Source organism: Pseudomonas xantholysinigenes (assembly GCF_014268885.2).
In the GTDB taxonomy this organism is placed as follows: domain Bacteria; phylum Pseudomonadota; class Gammaproteobacteria; order Pseudomonadales; family Pseudomonadaceae; genus Aquipseudomonas; species Aquipseudomonas xantholysinigenes.
The window spans coordinates 4,362,194-4,381,877 of record NZ_CP077095.1; the positions used below are offsets into that span (position 1 = coordinate 4,362,194).

The 19,684-nt window shown below is 65.1% G+C and carries 16 protein-coding genes; 10 read left to right on the forward strand and 6 right to left on the reverse strand.

Annotated elements, in window-relative coordinates:
- The first annotated feature begins 25 nt into the window (after window positions 1-25).
- Genes tatA through tatC form a run of 3 tightly spaced genes read left to right on the forward strand, consistent with a single transcriptional unit; the run spans window position 26 to window position 1,256 of the window.
- Entirely contained in the window at window positions 26-244 is a 219-nt protein-coding gene (tatA, locus tag HU772_RS19510) for a twin-arginine translocase TatA/TatE family subunit (RefSeq protein WP_186658473.1), read from the forward strand.
- Window positions 244-522: a Sec-independent protein translocase protein TatB gene (tatB, locus tag HU772_RS19515; protein WP_186658471.1), complete on the forward strand. Its 279-nt coding sequence runs from the start codon at window positions 244-246 to the stop codon at window positions 520-522. Before tatA ends, tatB begins: the two co-directional genes overlap by 1 nt.
- A complete protein-coding gene (tatC, locus tag HU772_RS19520; protein ID WP_186658469.1) occupies window positions 522-1,256 on the forward strand; it encodes a twin-arginine translocase subunit TatC in 735 nt (244 codons plus the stop codon). Before tatB ends, tatC begins: the two co-directional genes overlap by 1 nt.
- A 59-nt stretch (window positions 1,257-1,315) precedes the next feature.
- On the opposite strand, the gene HU772_RS19525 is transcribed toward tatC, so the two are convergent.
- Window positions 1,316-1,558 carry a DUF3077 domain-containing protein gene (locus HU772_RS19525; protein ID WP_225923058.1) on the reverse strand — a complete coding sequence of 81 codons (243 nt, stop codon included), beginning with the start codon at window positions 1,556-1,558 and terminating at the stop codon, window positions 1,316-1,318.
- Complete coding sequence (locus tag HU772_RS19530) at window positions 1,555-1,785, reverse strand: DUF3077 domain-containing protein (protein ID WP_186658454.1); 231 nt, start codon at window positions 1,783-1,785, stop codon at window positions 1,555-1,557. The genes HU772_RS19525 and HU772_RS19530 overlap by 4 nt, the downstream gene beginning before the upstream one ends.
- Before the next feature lie 529 nt (window positions 1,786-2,314).
- Here HU772_RS19530 and HU772_RS19535 point away from each other — a divergent pair.
- The 6 genes from HU772_RS19535 to HU772_RS19560 all read left to right on the forward strand — a co-directional run bounded on the left by HU772_RS19535 (window position 2,315) and on the right by HU772_RS19560 (window position 11,604).
- Window positions 2,315-3,046 carry a GntR family transcriptional regulator gene (locus HU772_RS19535; protein WP_186658451.1) on the forward strand — a complete coding sequence of 244 codons (732 nt, stop codon included), beginning with the start codon at window positions 2,315-2,317 and terminating at the stop codon, window positions 3,044-3,046.
- An 11-nt stretch (window positions 3,047-3,057) separates the two neighbouring features.
- Window positions 3,058-4,146: an N-acetylglucosamine-6-phosphate deacetylase gene (gene nagA / locus HU772_RS19540; RefSeq protein WP_186658448.1), complete on the forward strand. Its 1,089-nt coding sequence runs from the start codon at window positions 3,058-3,060 to the stop codon at window positions 4,144-4,146.
- A gap of 8 nt (window positions 4,147-4,154) precedes the next feature.
- Window positions 4,155-5,165 carry an SIS domain-containing protein gene (locus tag HU772_RS19545; RefSeq protein ID WP_186658646.1) on the forward strand — a complete coding sequence of 337 codons (1,011 nt, stop codon included), beginning with the start codon at window positions 4,155-4,157 and terminating at the stop codon, window positions 5,163-5,165.
- An 18-nt stretch (window positions 5,166-5,183) separates the two neighbouring features.
- Window positions 5,184-7,727 (forward strand): phosphoenolpyruvate--protein phosphotransferase, encoded by a 2,544-nt coding sequence (ptsP, locus tag HU772_RS19550; protein ID WP_186658437.1) that lies wholly within the window; start codon window positions 5,184-5,186, stop codon window positions 7,725-7,727.
- 12 nt (window positions 7,728-7,739) lie between these two features.
- Entirely contained in the window at window positions 7,740-9,404 is a 1,665-nt protein-coding gene (gene nagE / locus HU772_RS19555; protein ID WP_186658435.1) for an N-acetylglucosamine-specific PTS transporter subunit IIBC, read from the forward strand.
- 214 nt (window positions 9,405-9,618) lie between these two features.
- Window positions 9,619-11,604, forward strand: a complete 1,986-nt coding sequence (locus HU772_RS19560; RefSeq protein ID WP_186658433.1) for an HET-C-related protein — start codon at window positions 9,619-9,621, stop codon at window positions 11,602-11,604.
- Between the two features lie 75 nt (window positions 11,605-11,679).
- On the opposite strand, the gene HU772_RS19565 is transcribed toward HU772_RS19560, so the two are convergent.
- Together HU772_RS19565 and purL are read right to left on the reverse strand one after the other, a co-directional pair.
- Window positions 11,680-11,991 (reverse strand): YqfO family protein, encoded by a 312-nt coding sequence (locus tag HU772_RS19565; RefSeq protein ID WP_186658431.1) that lies wholly within the window; start codon window positions 11,989-11,991, stop codon window positions 11,680-11,682.
- Window positions 11,992-11,994: 3 nt separating this feature from the next.
- On the reverse strand, window positions 11,995-15,894 hold the full coding sequence (purL, locus tag HU772_RS19570) for a phosphoribosylformylglycinamidine synthase (RefSeq protein WP_186658429.1): 3,900 nt from the start codon (window positions 15,892-15,894) through the stop codon (window positions 11,995-11,997).
- 289 nt (window positions 15,895-16,183) lie between these two features.
- Between purL and mltF the strand changes: the two genes are divergently transcribed.
- Entirely contained in the window at window positions 16,184-17,641 is a 1,458-nt protein-coding gene (mltF, locus tag HU772_RS19575; RefSeq protein ID WP_186658426.1) for a membrane-bound lytic murein transglycosylase MltF, read from the forward strand.
- A 127-nt stretch (window positions 17,642-17,768) separates the two neighbouring features.
- Here the strand turns inward: mltF and tadA are convergent, their stop codons facing one another.
- The gene (gene tadA / locus HU772_RS19580; protein WP_186658423.1) at window positions 17,769-18,248 is read right to left on the reverse strand and encodes a tRNA adenosine(34) deaminase TadA; all 480 of its coding nucleotides are present in this window, start codon (window positions 18,246-18,248) and stop codon (window positions 17,769-17,771) included.
- On the reverse strand, window positions 18,248-19,630 hold the full coding sequence (locus HU772_RS19585; protein WP_186658419.1) for a multicopper oxidase family protein: 1,383 nt from the start codon (window positions 19,628-19,630) through the stop codon (window positions 18,248-18,250). The genes tadA and HU772_RS19585 overlap by 1 nt, the downstream gene beginning before the upstream one ends.
- Window positions 19,631-19,684: the final 54 nt, after the last annotated feature.

Consider the following 19,684-nt stretch of genomic DNA (forward strand, 5'->3'; position numbering starts at 1 on the left):
ATCGACCTGACAGGAGTTGTCTGACATGGGTGGCATCGGAATCTGGCAATTGGTGATTGTGCTGTTGATCGTCTTCCTGCTGTTCGGCACCAAGCGCCTCAAGGGGCTGGGCAGCGATGTGGGCGAGGCGATCCAGGGCTTTCGCAAGTCCATGGGGCCCAACACTGGCGAACCGGTCGCGCAGCAACAATCGCCCCAGAACAACCCGCCGCTGCAACAGGCGCAAACGGATCGCCAGGCCTGATGTTCGAGATCGGCTTCACCGAACTGCTGCTGGTGGGCATCGTCGCCCTGCTGGTGCTCGGCCCCGAGCGCCTGCCGATGGCCGCGCGCGGCCTCGGCCGCGGCCTGGGCCAGGCGCGCCGGGCAATGAACGCGCTCAAGGCCCAGGTACAACGGGAAATCGACATGCCCGCCCTGGACGCGGCACCGCTGCAACGCCTGGAACAGCAGATCCGCCAGGGCATCCAGCTCGACGCGGCGCCCGCCCATGATGCGGCCCCAGCCAAGGAGCAGGCCTGATGTCGGTTGCCCTCGAACAACCGGGCCGCATGCCGCTGACCGAGCATCTGCGCGATCTGCGCAAGCGCCTGGTACGCTGCCTGCTACTGATCGCACTGGTGTTCTGCGGTTTGTTCCCCTTCGCCCAGACGCTCTACACCTACATCTCCGAACCGCTGCGCCGCTACCTGCCCGAAGGCGCCAGCATGATCGCCACCAGCGTCACCTCGCCGTTTCTGGCGCCGTTCAAGCTGACCGCAATGTGCGCGCTGTTCCTCGCCATGCCGCTGTTGCTGCACCAGGCCTGGGGCTTCATCGCCCCGGGGCTGTACCGCCGCGAGCGGCGCATCGCCCTGCCGTTGCTGCTGTCGAGCATCGTGCTGTTCTACGGCGGCATGGCGTTCGCGTTCTTCCTGGTGTTCCCGATGATGTTCGGCTTTTTCGCCAGCGTGACCCCGGAAGGGGTGGCGATGATGACCGATATCGGCTTGTACCTGGACTTCATCCTGGCGCTGTTTTTGGCGTTCGGCCTGGCCTTCGAGATCCCGGTGGCGACCTTCATCGTGGTCTGGGCGGGGTTGACCGACGTGGCCACCCTGCGGCGCAGCCGGCCCTATGTGATCGTCGGGTGTTTCGTGGTGGGGATGATCCTGACGCCGCCGGATGTGTTTTCCCAGACCATGCTGGCGGTGCCGATGTGGGTACTGTTCGAGGTGGGGTTGCTGGCGTGCGGGTGGGTGCGCCGGGCGGGGTAGACCGATGGATTGCCGGGGCTGCCTTGTGCCGCGAAAGGGACGCAAAGCGGCCCCAGGTGTCATGAGGTCTTCCTGTTCAACCCCACCTCCATATCATCGATCAGCGCCTTGGCCATGGCGCTGAGCATGCGCGCCGAACTGCCGGCCAGCAGGTCGCCTTCCATCTCGGCCTCGGCGGTGAGGTGACGGATGCAGCCAAGCAGGATCGACAGCTCGCTGAAGGCATCGTCGAAGGCAATGCCCGGGCGCACGCTGAACAGCTCCATGCAGGTGGTCCGGCCGGCGGTATGAGCTTGGCTCATGGCGTGAGCCTCCCGATGTGCTGCTGCAAAGGGGCAAGCGTATGGGCGAGGTAGAACAGGCCAGTGAGCAGCGTGTCGCGCTGGCTGGGCTCGTCGGTCCGGTAATAGAGTTCGCAGACGTCGTTGATGCAATCCATCAGGCCGGCGGCCCGGTTGCGGGCGTCTTCGAGGGAGATATCGGGGGAAACGCTGAGGTAGAAGGGCGGATCGGGGACGATCTTTTTCATGGTGAAACTCCTTCGTGGATAACAGGAGCCGCCACTTGATCGTTCTCACATGATTTGGGTGGCAGCCGTGCACGGAGTGAGAACCCGGCCACGAAGTAAACCGGTCAGGAAGAACCTGCCCGCGCACGGCTGCCATAGCAGAGCGGCGATCATCGTGGAGCGGGTTCTCACACCCGGTCACCCTATGAGGCGACCCGGTGAAGTTATCCCTGGGGTATCTCCCCGACAACGCGGCAGCTTCCGGCAAGCGCGTAGGATAGTTCCCAAGCAGGCCTTGCTGAAGCATTTGGATTCAGGTTCGGAAATGTCTGACAGCCTTCAAGATCGCCGGGGCTGCTGCGCAGCCCTTTCGCGACACGAGGCCGCTCCTACAGGAGTACGCGCATCCCTGTAGGAGCGGCCTTGTGTCGCGAAAGGGGCGCAAAGCGCCCCCAGAATCAAAAACGAGATTCCTGATCAGACCAGTGGTATTGACCTGGTATTAAAGTGGTATTAATTTTCCACCCAACAACAATACCGGACTCCGCCCATGCGTCCTCTCTCGGCCCTGCGCCCCGACGACACCAGCGCCACCCCGCTCTACCTGCAACTGGCGCGCAACCTCGAACAGGCCATCCACGCCGGCCAGTGGACCGCTGACCAGGCCCTGCCCTCGGAGCGCACTCTCAGCGACACCCTGGACATCTCCCGGGTCACCGCGCGCAAGGCCCTCGAAGTCCTGCTCGAACAAGGCCTGATCCACCGCATCCAGGGCTCCGGCACCTTCATCACGCCCCGCCTGGAACAACCCCTGTCGCGCCTGTCGAGCTTCAGCGAAATGCTCCGCATGAAAGGCTTCGTGCCCAGCTCCCAGTGGCTTGAACGCCGCATCGGCACCCCGAGCAACGACGAACTGATCCGCCTCGGCCTGTCGCCCACCGACCAGGTGGTCCACCTCAAGCGCCTGCGCAAGGCCGACGACATCGTCATGGCGGTGGAGGTCAGCACCTTGCCCGCGCGCCTGCTCGGCGACCCACAGGCGATCGGCGACTCGCTCTACCAGTACCTCGATCAACTCGGCCGCCCGGTGGTCCGCGCCCTGCAACACATCCGCGCGATCAATGCCAGCGACGAACTGGCCGCCCAGGTGGGCATCGCCCCCGGCACCGCCATGCTGCTGATGACCCGGATCGGCTACCTCGACGACAACACCCCGATCGAGCTGACCGACACCTACTGCCGCAACGACTACTACGACTTCGTCGCCGAACTGCGACGCTGACCGGAGCCCCCATGGACATCGCCAACATCCTCACCCCCGACGGCTGGGTGCGCGGACAACTGCACCTCGAAAACGGCCGCATCCAGGCCATCGACGGCACGCCGTGCGACCCGCAGGCCAACGACCTGCCGTACCTGCTGCCCGGCTTCATCGACCTGCATGTGCACGGCGGCGGTGGCAGCGACATCATGCAGGGTGGCGACGCCTTCGCCACCATCGCCCGCACCCACCGGCGCTTCGGCACCACTTCGCTGCTGGCCACCACCATGACCGCGCCGCGCGAGGAGCTGGCCTGCGTGCTCGCCGAACTGGGCGCGCACCTCAAGCAGCCACGCCAGGGCGCGCGCATTCTCGGCGTGCACCTGGAAGGCCCGTACATCAACCCCGGCAAGCTCGGCGCGCAGCCAAACTTCGCCCACCAGGCGCTGCTCGAAGAAGTGGAGCACTACCTGGCCCTGGCGCCGATCAAGGTCATCACCATTGCCCCGGAAGTCGCCGGCCACCTGCCGTTGATCCAGGCCCTGAGCCAGCGCGGCATCCGCCTGCAGATCGGCCACACCCTGGGCAGCTATGAGGAAGGCGTTGCCGCCCTTGAAGCCGGCGCCACCAGCTTCACCCACCTGTACAACGCCATGAGCCCGCTGCACCACCGCGAGCCGGGCATCGTCGGCGCGGCCCTGGCCCATGCCCGCTACGCCGAGCTGATCCCCGACCTGCTGCACGTGCACCCCGGCGCCATGCGCGTGGCCCTGCGTTCGATCCCGTGCCTGTACTGCGTGACCGACTCCACCGCCGCCGCCGGCATGCCCGATGGCGAGTACCGCCTGGGCAGCCACACCGTGACCAAGTGCCTGGGTGGCGTGCGCCTGGCTGACGGCACCCTGGCCGGCAGTACCCTGACCATGGACCAGGCCCTGCGCAACCTGGTGAAGATCGGCCTGCCGCTGGCCGAAGCCTCCGCGCGCCTGTCCCGCTATCCCGCCGATTACCTCGGCATCGCCGACCGTGGCCGCCTGCAACCGGGCGCCTGGGCCGACGCGGTGCTGCTCGACCGCCAACTGAACCTGACCGCCGTGATGGTCGAAGGAGAAACCGCATGAGTTCAAGGATGCTCGAAGAAGCCCGCGCCTGCGCCGATGTCGTCGCACGCCAGATGCACACGCTGGACCCACGCCTGGAAACCCTGGGCGAGCAGTTGCGCCGGCTCGACCCGCAAGTGGCGCTGACCGTGGCCCGGGGCAGCTCGGACCACGCCGCCAGCTACTTCGCCTACATCGCCATGCAGCAGCTGGGCCTGCCGGTGGCTTCGCTGCCGATGTCGGTGGTGACCCTGCAACAAGCGCCGCTGCGTGTACGTGGCCAAGTGGCGCTGGGCTTTTCGCAGTCGGGCCAGAGCCCCGACCTGGTCGACAGCCTGCGCCGCTTGAACCAGTGCGGTGCGACCACGGTTGCGCTGGTCAATGCCGAAGGCTCGCCCCTGGAGCAGGCCTGCCAACACCACTTGCCGCTGTGCGCCGGCCCCGAGCTGTCGGTGGCCGCGACCAAGAGCTTCGTCGCCACCCTCAGCGCCAGCGCGCGCCTGGTCGCCCACTGGGACCAGGACCGCGCCCTGCTGGACGCTGGCCTGGCCCTGCCCGAACAACTACGCGAGGCCACCGCCCAGGACTGGAGCCTGGCCATCGACACCCTGCGCGATGCCGAACGACTGATGGTGATCGGCCGCGGCGCGGGCTTCGCCATTGCCCAGGAGGCCGCGCTGAAGTTCAAGGAAACCTCGGTGATCCAGGCCGAGGCCTTCAGCAGCGCCGAGGTACGCCATGGTCCCATGGCGCTGATCGACGCGCAGTACCCACTGCTGGTGTTCGCCCCCCGTGGCGTCGAGCAGGCCGGCCTGCTGCAACTGGCCACCGACATGCGCCAACGCGGCGCCCGGGTGCTGCTGGCGGCGCCGGCCGATATCGTCGGGCGCGACCTGACCCTGAGCTGCGCCGAGCATCCGGCCCTGGACCCGCTGCTGGCGATCCAGAGCTTCTACATAATGGCCGCGGCCCTGGCCGAGGCCCGTGGCCTGGACCCTGACCAGCCGCGTCACCTGAGCAAAGTGACCTGCACGCAGTGAAGCCGCGAGGAACGACGCATGCCCAACAATAACAAGATCATCCTCCATGCCCCGCTCGCCGGCCCGCAGGTACCGCTAGACCAGGTGCCGGACCCGGTATTCAGCAGCGGCACACTGGGCGACGGCGTCGCCATCGACCCGGTGAACGACGTGCTGCACGCGCCCTGCGCGGGCGAGGTGGTGCAACTGGCCCGCACCGGCCACGCACTGACCCTGCGCGCGGCCAACGGCGCGGAGGTCCTCCTGCATATCGGTGTCGACACCGTGCAGCTACAGGGCCGTGGTTTTTCGCCGCTGGTGGCGCTGGGTGACCAGGTAACCCAAGACCAACCGCTGATCCGCTTCGACATGGACCTGGTGGCACAGCACTGCGTCAGCCTGGTCACCGTGATGCTGATCAGCAATGGCCCGGGCTTTGGCCTCAAGCGTTTGGAGACCCGCTGCGCGCAGCTGGGCGTGGCCTTGCTGGAAGTCGAGGCCACGGGCAACACGGTGCAGGCGCAGGCGGCCAGCCATGAAAGCGCCCGAGGCCATGCCCGGGTCGCCCATCACGGCGGCCTGCACGCACGCCCTGCCGCCCTGCTGCGCCAGACTGCGCAAGGCTTCCAGAGCCAGGCCGTGCTGCGTTTCGCCGAGCGCGAGGCCGACCTCGGCAGCCTGGTGGCAGTCATGGGCCTGGGCGTTGGCGAAGGTGCCGAGGTCGAGCTGATCTGTCGCGGGCCGGATAGCCAGGCCGCGCTCCAGGCGTTGATCGCCGCCGTGCAGACCGCCTCGGTCAGCGAACACGCCGCCAAGCCGGCCCCCTTGCCAGCCATCAAGCCCTCGCCGAATGCCGAGCCGGGCATGCTCAACGGCGTCTGCGCCGCCCCAGGCCTGGCCTTGGGACCACTGGCACGCCTGGATGGCATCAGCCTGCCAGCGGACAGCGGCGACAACGACCCCGCCGAGCAGCACCAGGCACTGAACAGCGCCCTGGCCGAGGTCCGCCATGCCATCGACCGGGACTGGCGCCATCTGCCACGCGGCCAGGAAGACGCGGCGGCGATCCTCGAGGCCCACCTGGCGTTGCTCGACGATCCGGCCCTGCTCGGCGACGCCCGCCAGCACATCGCCAGTGGCGTTGCCGCCGGCCATGCCTGGAGCCACGCCATCGATACCCAGTGCCAGGTCCTGCGCAGCCTCGGCAACCCATTGCTGGCCGAGCGCGCCAACGACCTGTACGACCTGCAGCAACGGGTGCTGCGCGCCTTGCTCGGCGAAACCCGCCAGTTGCGCCTGCCGCCCTCGGCCATCGTCGTCGCCCACGAACTGACCCCCTCCGACCTGCTGCTGCTCGCCCGCCACGATGTCGCTGGGCTGTGCATGGCCGCCGGTGGGGCTACCTCGCACGTCGCCATCCTCGCCCGTGCGCGCGGCCTGCCGTGCCTGGTGGCCGTGGGCGAAGCGCTGCTCGAACTGCCTGCCGGCACGCCGCTGGTGCTGGATGCCGACCAGGGCCGCCTGGAAACCCAGGCCACCGCACAGCGCCTGGCCGAGGTCCAGCGCCAGGTGCAGCAGCGCCGCGAAATCCGCCAGCGCCAGCAGGCCGCCGCCCAGGCCAGCGCCCGCACCCGCGATGGCCAGCTGATCGAGGTGGCGGCCAACGTCGCCAGCGCCGAAGAGGCCGCCCAGGCCTTGGCCGAAGGCGCCGACGGCATCGGCCTGCTGCGCAGCGAATTCCTGTTCATCGACCGCCCCACCGCGCCCGACGAAGCCGAGCAACGCAGTGCCTACCAGGCAGTGCTCGACGCCATGGCCGAGCGCCCGGTGATCATCCGCACCATCGATGTGGGTGGCGACAAACAGCTCGACTACCTGCCGCTGCCCGCCGAGGCCAATCCGGTCCTGGGCTTGCGCGGCATCCGCCTGGGCCAGATGCGCCCGGAACTGCTCGACCAGCAACTGCGCGCGCTGCTGCAAGTCAGCCCGCAGCAGCGCTGCCGGATCATGCTGCCGATGGTCACCGAGGTCGATGAGCTGGTCGCCATCCGCCAGCGCCTGGACCGCCTGGCCGACGAACTCGGCGTGACCGCGCGCGCCGAACTGGGGGTGATGATCGAGGTGCCCGCCGCGGCGCTGCTCGCCGAGCGCCTGGCCGAACATGCCGACTTCTTCTCCATCGGCACCAACGACCTGTCGCAGTACACCCTGGCCATGGACCGTGACCATGCCGGGCTGGCGGCGCGGGTCGATGCCCTGCACCCGGCGCTGCTGCGCCTGATCGAGCTGACCTGCCAGGGCGCGGCAAAGCATGATCGTTGGGTGGGTGTATGCGGCGCGTTGGCGTCCGACCCACTGGCCACCCCGGTGCTGGTCGGCCTGGGCGTGGCCGAACTGTCGGTCAGCGCGCCGCAGATCGGTGAGATCAAGGCCCTGGTCCGCCAGCTCGACGCCAGTGCCTGTCGCCGCTTCAGCCAAGGCCTGCTGGGCCTGTCCAGCGCCGCCGCGGTACGCCAGGCCTGCCGCGACTTCGCCGCCCTGGCCCATGCCCAACCCGCCGCCGCCGCGGCCCTACAACAATAATCGGAGCGCACCATGTACCAGCACTTCATCCAGGGCCTGCAACGGCTGGGCCGCGCCTTGATGCTGCCCATCGCCATCCTGCCCATCGCCGGCCTGCTGCTGCGCCTGGGCGATACCGACCTGCTCGACATCGCCCTGGTGCATGACGCCGGGCAAGCGATCTTCGCCAACCTGGCACTGATCTTCGCCGTCGGCATTGCAGTGGGCTTCGCCCGCGACAACAACGGCACCGCCGGGCTTGCCGGCGCCATCGGCTACCTGGTGCTGGTGGCGACGCTGAAGGTGATCGATCCGCAGATCGACATGGGCATGCTCGCCGGCATCATCTGCGGCTTGCTCGGTGGCGGCCTGTACAACCGTTTCAAGGACATCCAGCTGCCGGACTACCTGGCGTTCTTCGGCGGCCGGCGCTTCGTGCCGATCGCCACCGGGGTGTCGGCGGTGTTCCTCGGCCTGCTGTTCGGCTTGATCTGGCCGCCGATCCAACACGGCATCAACGCGCTCGGCCAACTGATGCTGGAGAGCGGCAGCATCGGCGCATTCTTCTTCGGCGTGCTCAACCGGCTGCTGATCATCACCGGCCTGCACCATATCCTCAACAACCTGGTGTGGTTCGTCTTCGGCAGCTTCCAGGCGGCCAGCGGGCAAGTGGTCACCGGCGACCTGGCGCGTTATTTTGCCGGCGATCCGAACGCCGGGCAGTTCATGACCGGCATGTTCCCGATGATGATCTTCGGTTTGCCCGCCGCCTGCCTGGCCATGTACCGCCATGCCCTGCCGGGCCGACGCAAGCTGATCGGCGGGGTGCTGTTGTCGATGGCGCTGACCTCGGCGCTGACCGGGGTGACCGAGCCGATCGAATTCGCCTTCATGTTCCTGGCGCCACTGCTGTACCTGATCCATGCCGTGCTGACCGGGCTGTCCATGGCCATCTGCGACCTGCTGGGCATCCGCCTGGGCTTCACCTTCTCCGGCGGCGCCATCGACATGGCCCTGGGCTGGGGACGCTCGAGCAACGGCTGGCTGGTGTTCCCGGTGGGTGTGCTGTATGGCCTGCTCTACTACTTCGTGTTCGACTTCTGTATTCGCCGCTTCGACCTGAAGACACCGGGGCGTGAGGAGCAGCCCGCCACGCAGAACGAGAGTGATATCAATAGCTCTCGCGCCCGACGCTTCATCGACGCCCTCGGCGGCGCCGTCAATCTGAGTGGCGTGGATGCCTGCACCACCCGTTTGCGCCTGGTCGTGGTCGATCGCAATCTGGCAGACGACCAGGCGCTGAAAGCGCTTGGCGCCATGGCGGTGGTCCGCCCCGGTAGCGGCGGCAGCCTGCAAGTGGTGGTGGGGCCGATGGCCGACGCATTGGCGGACGAGATTCGCAGCGAGCTGCCTCATGCCCTGGCGCCGATCAGCACCACCGAGCGCACCTGTGCCGACGCTCTTCCAACGTTGCCCAAGGAAGCCTGGTTGCAAGCATTGGGAGGGCACGACAACCTGAGCAAGGTAGAGTGCGTGGCGCACAGCCGGGTAAGGTTGCAGGTCAAGGACGATACCCGGGTACAACGTGAACAGCTCGTCGCACTAGGCTGCCAAGGCATCAGCCCACAGGCAGGTGGCGTCTGGCACCTGCTGATGGGGTCACAGGCTCGGGCCCTGAGCCTGGCCCTGCAGCGCTGACCTATCCTGAAGGATGGCCGAAGATTCGTCAGGTGCTCGACCTGCCGGCCTCGGCCCCTCTACACTGTAGGCAAATTCAACATTGTGCGTGCGCAATGCAAGAGGTAGCCCGTAGCTTCAGTCCTGCATAGCCGTAGGGCAGTGGTTCCATATTTTTCTACCACCGCCAACAGCTCAACCTGAGCGTCCCCATTTATTGATAAGGGATGCTCCCATGAACGACCTGCAAACCTCCCCCGTGCTGGAAAGCACATTCGCCCTGGACCAGCTCACCCACATTGCCAACGATATGGACGAACATCAGTTCGCACTCCTGTTCAAACCCATCTTTGGTAGCGACATATCCGAATCGATCTACCTGGACATCTGGCAGGCACTGCGTGACGGCACGTTCCAGGGGCCTGCATACACCGTGGCCGAGCAAAGCGAAGCGTTTCGCAGCGCTCGCTATGACCACGAGAATGACACGCTGCTTGTCACCCGCGATGTCATCGAGCTGGCCCTGAACCAGCCAAATACTTCTCCTGGCCTGCTGCTGGCGTTGATCGGTGGGTTCGGCCAATACCTGGCGGACTACATCCACACCAAGCGCTTCGCCAAAGATGAAACCGACTTACCCGAGCTGGAGGTCGAGGATACCAAGGAGGCAGGATCGAAATATGCGAGCCTGATGGCATTCCTGGACAGCTCTCCCACAGACGGTACAGAGTTTGCCCATTACACCCAGAACGATCTGCCGGCGCCGTTGGTCTTGGACCTGAGTGATGCACCAGATCTTAAAGAAATTCTTCCCAAGCCCCCTCTACAATTTAGCGTAGGCGACGGCGGTCACGAGACGATCGAGCACGTGCTCAAGGAAGTCGGCTTTGATGACCAGGAAATCAAGTCCATCTATTTTGGCAACTGGCTGCGCGATCACTCGCAACTGGTAGATCCCAAGTTGGTCAGGCGCGAAGATGAGCCAAGGAATTTCCCCAACCAGTTTTCCCGGAAAGCACTCACTGAAATCGTCGATATCCTGGCGGCCAAGGCATTCCGTAGCCAACTGAATGACGATGAAAAGCAAGATGATTTCCGAGTATCACCTGAAATCCTGGGGGTCTATAAGGCCTCCGAGCACATCGATAACCCCACCAACCACGATGAGTCACCTGTCGACCCGACAGAAATCGATCCTGACTTCGAGGAACCGGTGCTTCCGGGCACCGAAAGGACAGGGGTGTATTACACAAGCTCGATGAAGGTGTACATCGAAAAGCCGATTGTACAAATGCGCGCCAAGATCTGGGAGGCTGCCAGGGAGGGCAAGACCGCCGCCGGCATGCGTGCCTTCGGTGAGGCGCTGCATATATTGGAAGACTACTTCGCGCATTCCAACTTCGTGGAATTGAGCCTGCACAAACAAGGGCGTACCCAAGTACTGCCCTGGACGACTAAAGCCAAATGCGAACATGGCCTGCCGGTGGTCACCGGCCTGTTCTCCGGTACAGATATTCTCGGCAGCCTGGCCGAGCCATTGGGCAAGGCACTGTTCCCCGATAAATATCCGGACTTCAAGGAGATCGCCCCTGGCTACCGCAGCCCCTCCGAGAAAATCCTGCTGATTCTGCTCGGTGAGCTGGAAAGCCCGATGTGGCTGGATGCTTTCAACAAGCTACTGGCATTGCGCGACCGATTTGCCGACAATCCACTGTTCAGGTTCGTCCGACGCGTGGCCTGGACCTTGCTGTTGCCGCTGAATCTGATTCGCTACTACGGTCGCGACCTTTTCCAGAAATTGTTCCAGTGGCTGGGAGACCGCGTAGGTAAGGAACAGGCGCGGTGGGATCGCAATCCCAACATCGACGCCGATGTCGACGCCACCCACTCACAATTGTCCAAAGATCATGATTCGCATCCGCTCTTCGAACTGGCGACCGATATGGCGCGCCATGCGGTCAAGCAGGTTGGTAAAGAAATGTTCAAATTCTGGAATGGTGAAATCGAATACCCGCCGGTGCAGCTGGCCCATGACTTCATCTGCCACCCCTTTGACTCATGCTGGCAGGACAAACTTGTAGTCGAGTGGTTGAAAGAACATGAAAAAGAACTTGAGTCAGTCAGTGCCTTCGACAGCCTGAAGAAGATCTCCGCAACACAAATCGATGTCTTCTTGAAAAGGCTTAAGGCATTGGATATAAATTCGACGCACAGGGCCTGACGGCAAGTGCTGAAAAACAACAGGGTGGACTTTCGTCCACCCTGTCGATCTACTCACCCAGCAACTAATACACGCTCAGAAATCCAGCAAACGCCAGACCTCGTAAGCCGGTGTCTCGTACGGATGGCTCTGCTTGAGCGCGGCGACAACCTGAGCGATCAGCTCATCAGCCACAACCAGCTCCACCTTCCACTCCTCGACCACCTCGACCTGGCCGCTCTGTCCAATGTACGGCTGGCTGCCGTCCAATGGGCGGAACTGGCCCTGGCCGAGGGTCTGCCAGGCGCAGTGGTCATAGTCGCCGATACGTCCGCCGCCAGCGGCGAACACAGCGGCCTTGACCACCTCGACATGGCTGTCGGGGACGAAGAAGGCGAGCTTGTACACGCCTTAGTTCACCCAGACGCGCGCGTTGCGGAACATGCGCATCAGTGCCGCGTCTTCCTGCCACTCATCCGGGCGCCAGGAGTTCTGCACGGCGCGGAACATCCGCTCCGGGTGCGGCATCATGATGGTCACGCGGCCGTCGCGGCTGGTCAGGCCGGTGATCCCGCGCGGCGAGCCGTTCGGGTTGGCCGGATAGGCTTCGGTGACCTTGCCATGGTTGTCGACGTAGCGCAGGGCCACGCAACCGGACAGGTCGGCTTCGAGCAGCGCTTCTTCGCTGGCGAACTCGGCATGGCCTTCACCGTGGGCGATGGCGATCGGCATGCGCGAACCGGCCATGCCCTGCAGGAAGATCGAGTTGGACTTCTGCACCTCGACCATGGCCACGCGCGCCTCGAACTGCTCCGAGCGGTTGCGCACGAAGTGCGGCCAATACTCGGTGCCCGGGATCAGCTCGTGCAGGTTGGACATCATCTGGCAACCGTTGCACACGCCCAGGGCGAAGCTGTCGGTACGCTCGAAGAAGGCCTGGAAGGCATCGCGGGCACGGGCGTTGAACAGCGCCGACTTGGCCCAGCCTTCACCGGCGCCCAGCACGTCGCCGTAGGAGAAGCCACCGCAGGCTACCAGGCCCTTGAACGCTTCGAAGTCGACGCGGCCAGAGAGGATGTCGCTCATGTGCACGTCGACGGCGGCGAAGCCGGCACGGTCGAAGGCCGCGGCCATCTCGACCTGGCCGTTGACGCCCTGCTCGCGCAGGATCGCCACTTGCGGGCGCACGCCTTTCTTGATGTACGGCGCGGCAATGTCTTGGTTGACGTCATAGCCCAGCTTGACCGACAGGCCTGGGTTGTCTTCCTCGAGCAGCAGGTTGAACTCCTGGTCGGCGCAATCGGCGTTGTCACGCAGGCGCTGCACCTGGTAGCTGGTCTCGGCCCATTGGCGCTGCAGCAGGCGACGCTCGCCCTTGAACAGCTCTTCGCCTTCGAACTGGATCAGCACTTCACCGTTATTGATCGGCTGGCCGATCACGGCAACGCAATCTTCGCCCAGGCCTGCGGCGCTGAACTGCGCCAACACGTCTGGCGTGGCGTCCTGGCGGACCTGGATCACCGCGCCCAGCTCTTCGTTGAAGAGGATGGCCGCGACTTTCTCACGCTTGCTGGTCAGGTTGCCCAGTTCCAGGTCAAGGCCGCAGTGGCCGGCAAAGGCCATTTCCAGCACGGTGGTCATCAGGCCGCCGTCGGAACGGTCGTGGTAGGCCAGCAAGTGACCGTCTTCGTTCAGGCCCTGGATCACGGCGAAGAACGCCTTGAGGTCCTCGGCGTCGTCGACGTCCGGCGCCTGAGCCGCCAGCTTGCCGTGGGTCTGGGCAAGGATCGAGGCGCCCATGCGGTTCTGGCCACGGCCCAGGTCGATCAGGATCAGGTCGGTTTCGCCCTTGTCCATGCGCAGTTGCGGGGTCAAGGTCTTGCGAATGTCGGTGACCGGGGCGAAGCCGGTGATGATCAGCGACATCGGCGAGGTGACGCTCTTCTGCTCGCCCGCCTCGCTCCACTGGGTCTTCATCGACATCGAGTCTTTGCCGACCGGGATGGTGATGCCCAGCTCCGGGCACAGCTCCATGCCGACGGCCTTGACGGTGTCGTACAGGCGGGCATCTTCACCCGGGTGACCGGCAGCGGACATCCAGTTGGCCGACAGCTTGATGTCGGACAGCTTCTCGATGCGCGAGGCGGCCAGGTTGGTCAGGGTCTCGCCGATCGCCATGCGCCCGGAAGCCGGGGCGTCGAGCAGGGCCAGCGGAGTGCGCTCGCCCATGGCCATGGCTTCACCGGTGTAGACGTCGAAGCTGGTGGCGGTCACGGCGCAGTCGGCCACCGGCACCTGCCACGGGCCGACCATCTGGTCGCGGGCCACGAGGCCGGTAATGGTGCGGTCGCCGATGGTGATCAGGAAGCTCTTGCTGGCCACGGCCGGGTGACGCAGGACGCGCTCGACCGAGTCGTTCAGGTCCAGGGTGCTCGGGTCGAATTCATCGCCCAGTTCCGCTTCGCGGGTGACCGAACGGTGCATGCGCGGCGGCTTGCCCAGCAGTACATCCAGCGGCATGTCCACCGGGGTGTTGTCGAAGTGGCTGTCGGTAACGGTCAGGTGTTTCTCTTCGGTGGCCTCGCCAACCACGGCGAACGGGCAGCGCTCACGCTCGCAGATGGCCTGGAAGCGCTCGAAGTCCTCGGCGCTGACCGCCAGCACGTAACGCTCCTGCGATTCGTTGGACCAGATCTCGTGCGGGGCCATGCCCGGCTCGTCGTTAGGTACGTTGCGCAGCTCGAAGCGGCCACCGCGGCCACCGTCGTTGACCAGCTCGGGGAAGGCGTTGGAAATACCACCGGCACCGACGTCGTGGATGAAGGCGATCGGGTTCTTGTCGCCCAGCTGCCAGCAGCGGTCGATGACCTCCTGGCAACGGCGCTCCATTTCCGGGTTTTCACGCTGCACCGAGGCAAAATCCAGGTCGGCGGAGCTAGCACCGGTGGCCACCGACGAGGCGGCGCCGCCGCCCAGGCCGATGAGCATGGCTGGGCCGCCAAGCACGATCAGCTTGGCGCCGACGGTGATCTCGCCCTTCTGCACGTGGTCTTCACGGATGTTGCCCATGCCGCCGGCGAGCATGATCGGCTTGTGGTAGCCACGGACTTCCTCGCCGTGCGGGGTGTTGATGCCCTGCTCGAAGGTACGGAAGTAACCGGTCAGCGCCGGACGGCCGAATTCATTGTTGAACGCGGCGCCGCCCAGTGGGCCTTCGATCATGATGTCGAGGGCATCGACGATGCGCTCGGGTTTGCCGTATGGCTTCTCCCAAGGCTGCTCGAAGCCGGGGATACGCAGGTTGGACACGGTAAAGCCGGTCAGGCCGGCCTTGGGCTTGGCGCCACGGCCGGTGGCGCCTTCGTCGCGGATCTCGCCGCCGGAGCCGGTGGAGGCGCCGGAGAACGGGGCGATGGCGGTCGGGTGGTTGTGGGTCTCGACCTTCATCAGGATGTGCACCGGCTCCTGCACCGCGCCGTACTGGCGGGTCTCAGGATTCGGGAAGAAGCGCCCGGCAACGCTACCGACGATCACCGAGGCGTTGTCCTTGTACGCGGACAGCACACCTTCGTTGTGCATCTGGTAGGTGTTCTTGATCATGCCGAACAGGCTCTTCTCCTGCGCCTGGCCGTCGATGTCCCAGCTGGCGTTGAAGATCTTGTGGCGGCAGTGCTCGGAGTTGGCCTGGGCGAACATCATCAGTTCGATGTCGTTCGGGTTGCGCTTGAGCCCCTGGAAAGCGTTGACCAGGTAGTCGATTTCGTCTTCGGCCAGGGCCAGGCCCAGGTCGGTGTTGGCTTGCGCCAGGGCGGCGCGGCCACCGGCGAGGATATCCACCGAGGTCATCGGCTTGGGCTGGGCGTGGCTGAACAGGTCGGCGGCGTCTTCCAGCTTGGCCAGCACGCGCTGAGTCATGCGGTCGTGCAGCTCGGCGGCGAGCACCTGGGCGTCGGCGTCGGAAATGTTACCAGCGACGTAGTAGGCGATGCCGCGCTCCAGGCGCTGGATCGACTGCAGGCCACAGTTGTGGGCGATGTCGCTGGCCTTGGATGCCCAAGGCGAGATGGTGCCCAGACGCGGCACTACCAGGAACAGGCGGCCAGTCGGCTCCTGCACCGGCACGCTCGGGCCGTACTTGAGCAGACGGCCCAGCACCTGCTGCTGGTCGGCGGTCAGCTCGCCGTCGACGTCGGCGAAATGGGCGAATTCGGCATACAAACCAGTAACAGCGGGGACTTTCTGGCTCAGTTGCTCGAGTAACTTACCGTGGCGAAAGGCAGAAAGGGCAGGAGCGCCGCGCAGGATCAACATCGTCGGGACAGCCTCAGGAAGGGGTGTGCTTAGAGGCCGTGCATTCTAGCCTAATTCGCAGGCTTTCGGCACCCGCTCAAAGCCAATGCTGCCGGGCGGTGGAACCGGACTTGCGGGTCAAAAAAGCAGCTACAAGCTGCAAGCTCCAAGCCACAAGAAAAAAGCGGGTATGCATGCCCTGCTTTTGCTTGCAGCTTGCAGCTTGTCACTTGCAGCTCAGGTCAGCTAGCAGACCTGCCAACCATTGTCGAGATATGGCACCGCCGGTCCTTTGCGTATACTGCACCCTATGCTCGCCCACACTGCTTTGCGCCAGCGTTGCGCCAAATGGCTCTTCGCAACCGGACTCTTCCTGATGCTCGGTGCCTGTGTTGAAAAACCCAGCACCCTCGAACGCGTCAAGGAGGATGGCGTATTGCGCGTGATTACCCGCAACAGCCCGGCCACCTATTTCCAGGACCGTAACGGCGAGACCGGCTTCGAGTACGAACTGGTCAAGCGCTTCGCCGACGACCTGGGGGTGAAGCTCGAGATCGAGACCGCCGACAACCTCGACGAGCTGTTCAACCAGCTGGGCAAGCCCTCCGGCCCGGTGCTGGCCGCCGCCGGCCTGGTCAGCAGCGAACGCCGCGCCAGCCAGGCGAAGTTCTCCCATCCCTACCTCGAGGTGACCCCGCAGGTCATCTACCGCAACGGTCGCTCGCGCCCCACCGACGCCAAGGGCCTGGTGGGCAAGAAGATCGTGGTGCTCAAGGGCAGCAGCCACGCCGACCAGTTGGCCGAGCTGAAGAAGCAGTACCCTGGCCTGGAATACGAAGAGTCCGACGCCGTCGAGGTGGTCGACCTGCTGCGCATGGTCGACGAAGGCCAGATCGACCTGACCCTGGTCGACTCCAACGAACTGGCCATGAACCAGGTGTACTTCCCCAACGTGCGCGTGGCCTTCGACCTGGGCGACACCCGCGACCAGCGCTGGGCCGTGGCGGCCGGCGAAGACAACAGCCTGCTCAACGAAGTCAACGAATTCCTCGACAAGTCGCAGAAGAACGGCACCCTGCAACGCCTGAAGGACCGCTACTACGGCCATGTCGACGTGCTCGGCTATGTCGGCGCCTACACCTTCGCCCAGCACCTGCAGCAACGCCTGCCCAAGTACGAGAAGCACTTCAAGGCCTCGTCGAAGGTCGAACAGGTGGACTGGCGCCTGCTGGCCGCCATCGGCTACCAGGAATCGATGTGGCAGCCCGAGGTGACCTCCAAGACCGGCGTGCGCGGCCTGATGATGCTCACCCAGCGCACCGCCCAGGCCATGGGCGTGTCCAACCGCCTGGACCCCAGGCAGAGCATCCAGGGCGGCGCCAAGTACTTCATGCTGGTCAAGGACCAGCTCGACGCCAGCATCAAGGAGCCGGACCGCACCTGGTTCGCCCTGGCCGCCTACAACGTCGGCAGCGGCCACCTGGAAGACGCCCGCACCCTGGCCCGGCGCGAAGGCCTGAACCCGAACAAGTGGCTGGATGTGAAGAAGATGCTGCCGCGCCTGTCGCAGAAGCAGTGGTACAGCAAGACCAAGTACGGCTACGCCCGTGGCGGCGAGCCGGTGCATTTCGTGGCCAACATCCGTCGTTACTACGACATCCTCACCTGGGTCACGCAGCCGCAGCTCGAAGGCCAGACGCCTACCGGCAACCTGCAGGTGCCGGGGATCAACAAGGACAAGCCAGCGGAGCAGCCGGCGCCGATGTGAGCAGGGCATGTCCTGGCGCCTGCCGTGGCCCTTTCGCGGGTAAACCCGCTGCCACAGGGCGCGCACCCGAGCATGGAACCTGTGGGAGCGGGTTTACCCGCGAAAGGGCCAGCAGGCTGCCTGAGCGCTAGGCCTTCGCCCGCCGGGCCTTGAAGAACTCACTCAGGATCGCCCCGCATTCCTCGGCCAGCACCCCGCCCTCGACCATCACCCGATGATTGAGAAAGCCCTGGGCAAAGAACTGTCCCTGGCTCTGCACGATCCCCGCCTTGGGCTCCAGCGCCCCGTAGACCACCCGCGCCACCCGCGAATGGACGATCAGCCCCGCGCACATGCTGCACGGCTCCAGCGTCACGTACAGGGTGCTGCCCGGTAGCCGGTAGTTGCTGGCGGCTTTGGCCGCGGCGCGAATCGCTACCATTTCAGCATGGGCGCTGGGGTCGCTGTCGACGATCGGCCGATTGAAACCCTGGCCAATCACCTGGCCATGCTGCACCAGCACCGCCCCCACCGGCACTTCGCCCATGGCCGCGCCTTGGGCGGCCAGGTCCAGGGCCAGGCGCATGAATTCCTGGTCGCGGCTGCGATTGATGATCTGCGGGCGCATCAGACCACCGCGATCGCGGCCATCAGGCCGGTTTCCATATGGTCGATGACGTGGCAGTGGAACATCCAGGTCCCCGGGTTATCGGCCACCAGCGCCACCTGGGCACGCTCGTTCTTGCCCAGCAGGTAGGTATCGGTGAACCAAGGCTCGACGATCTTGCGGCGATTGGAGGCGATCACCTTGAAACTCATGCCATGCAGATGGATCGGGTGCTGGTACTGGGTCATGTTCTTCAGTTCGAAGATGTAGCTCTTGCCCTTGTGCAGCGTGGCGATGGGGCGGTCGGCGCAGGTCTTGTCGGTGATGTCCCAGGCCTGGCCGTTGATCTGCCACAGGCTCGGTGGCTTGCCGTTGTCGGTGTTCACCGAAACCTTGCCGGCCCACTCGAAATTGAAGTTGAGCTTCTCGGCATTCTCCAGATCCGGCTCGGCGATGGGGTTGGCCGGTAACGCCTTGGGCCAATTGCCCGGCGTCTCGCTGCTGGCCACCGAACGCAGGGTGCCCAGGCGCACGAAGCCATCGCGCAGGGAGATTTCCTCGCCGGCCTCGGGAATCCGGATCGCCAGGCAAATGCGCATGCCCGGGCCAAGCCAGTAGTCTTCGTCCAGCGGACGCGGGGTGATCGGGTTGCCATCGAGGGCGTAGATCATCGCCTCGCAGTTGCCCTTGAGGTTGAGGCGGTAGGTCCAGGTGTTGTCCAGGTTCAACAGGCGCACCCGCACCACCTGCCCGGCAGGCAGTTCGGTGACGGCGTCGGCCTGGCCGTTGATGGTGATCAGGCGCCCGGCGGTGCCGTTGCGCGCGGCCTCGCGCGGTACGCTGAAGGGCATCCAGGCGCCCTGCTCGTCGACATGCCAGGTCTTCAGGCTGAGCGTGCGCTCGTGGACGAAGCCGGTGGGCTCGCGCTCCTCGACGATCAGCGGGCCGACCAGGCCGCGCCCCAGTTCCTCGGAACTGCTGACATGCGGGTGGTACCAGTAGCTGCCGGCATCCGGCACACGGAACTTGTAGTCGAAGAATTCGCCCGGCTTGACCGGCAACTGCGAGACATAGGGCACGCCGTCCATCTCCAGCGGCAGACGGATGCCATGCCAATGGATGGTGGTTTCCACCGGCAAGTGGTTGATGAAGCGCACACGCAACCAGGTGCCCTGGCGCACCCGCAATTCGGTGCCCGGCGCCGAGGGGCCGAAGGCCCAGGCCTCGGTCTTGTAGCCGGGCACCAGTTCGACGTCCAGCGGCGCGGCGATCAACTCATAATCGTGCCCGGCGTTGTCATCCTCGACCTTGCCCAGCCAGTAGCGCGCCGCGCCGCCGGCGCCCAGGCCTACCACCACGAGGCCGGTAAGGCCCTTGAGCATTTGTCGACGGGTAAAGGACATCGGTGCGGGTACCTCATTTTGGCGCGGTCAGTCTGCCAGCAGGCCTGGCAATGA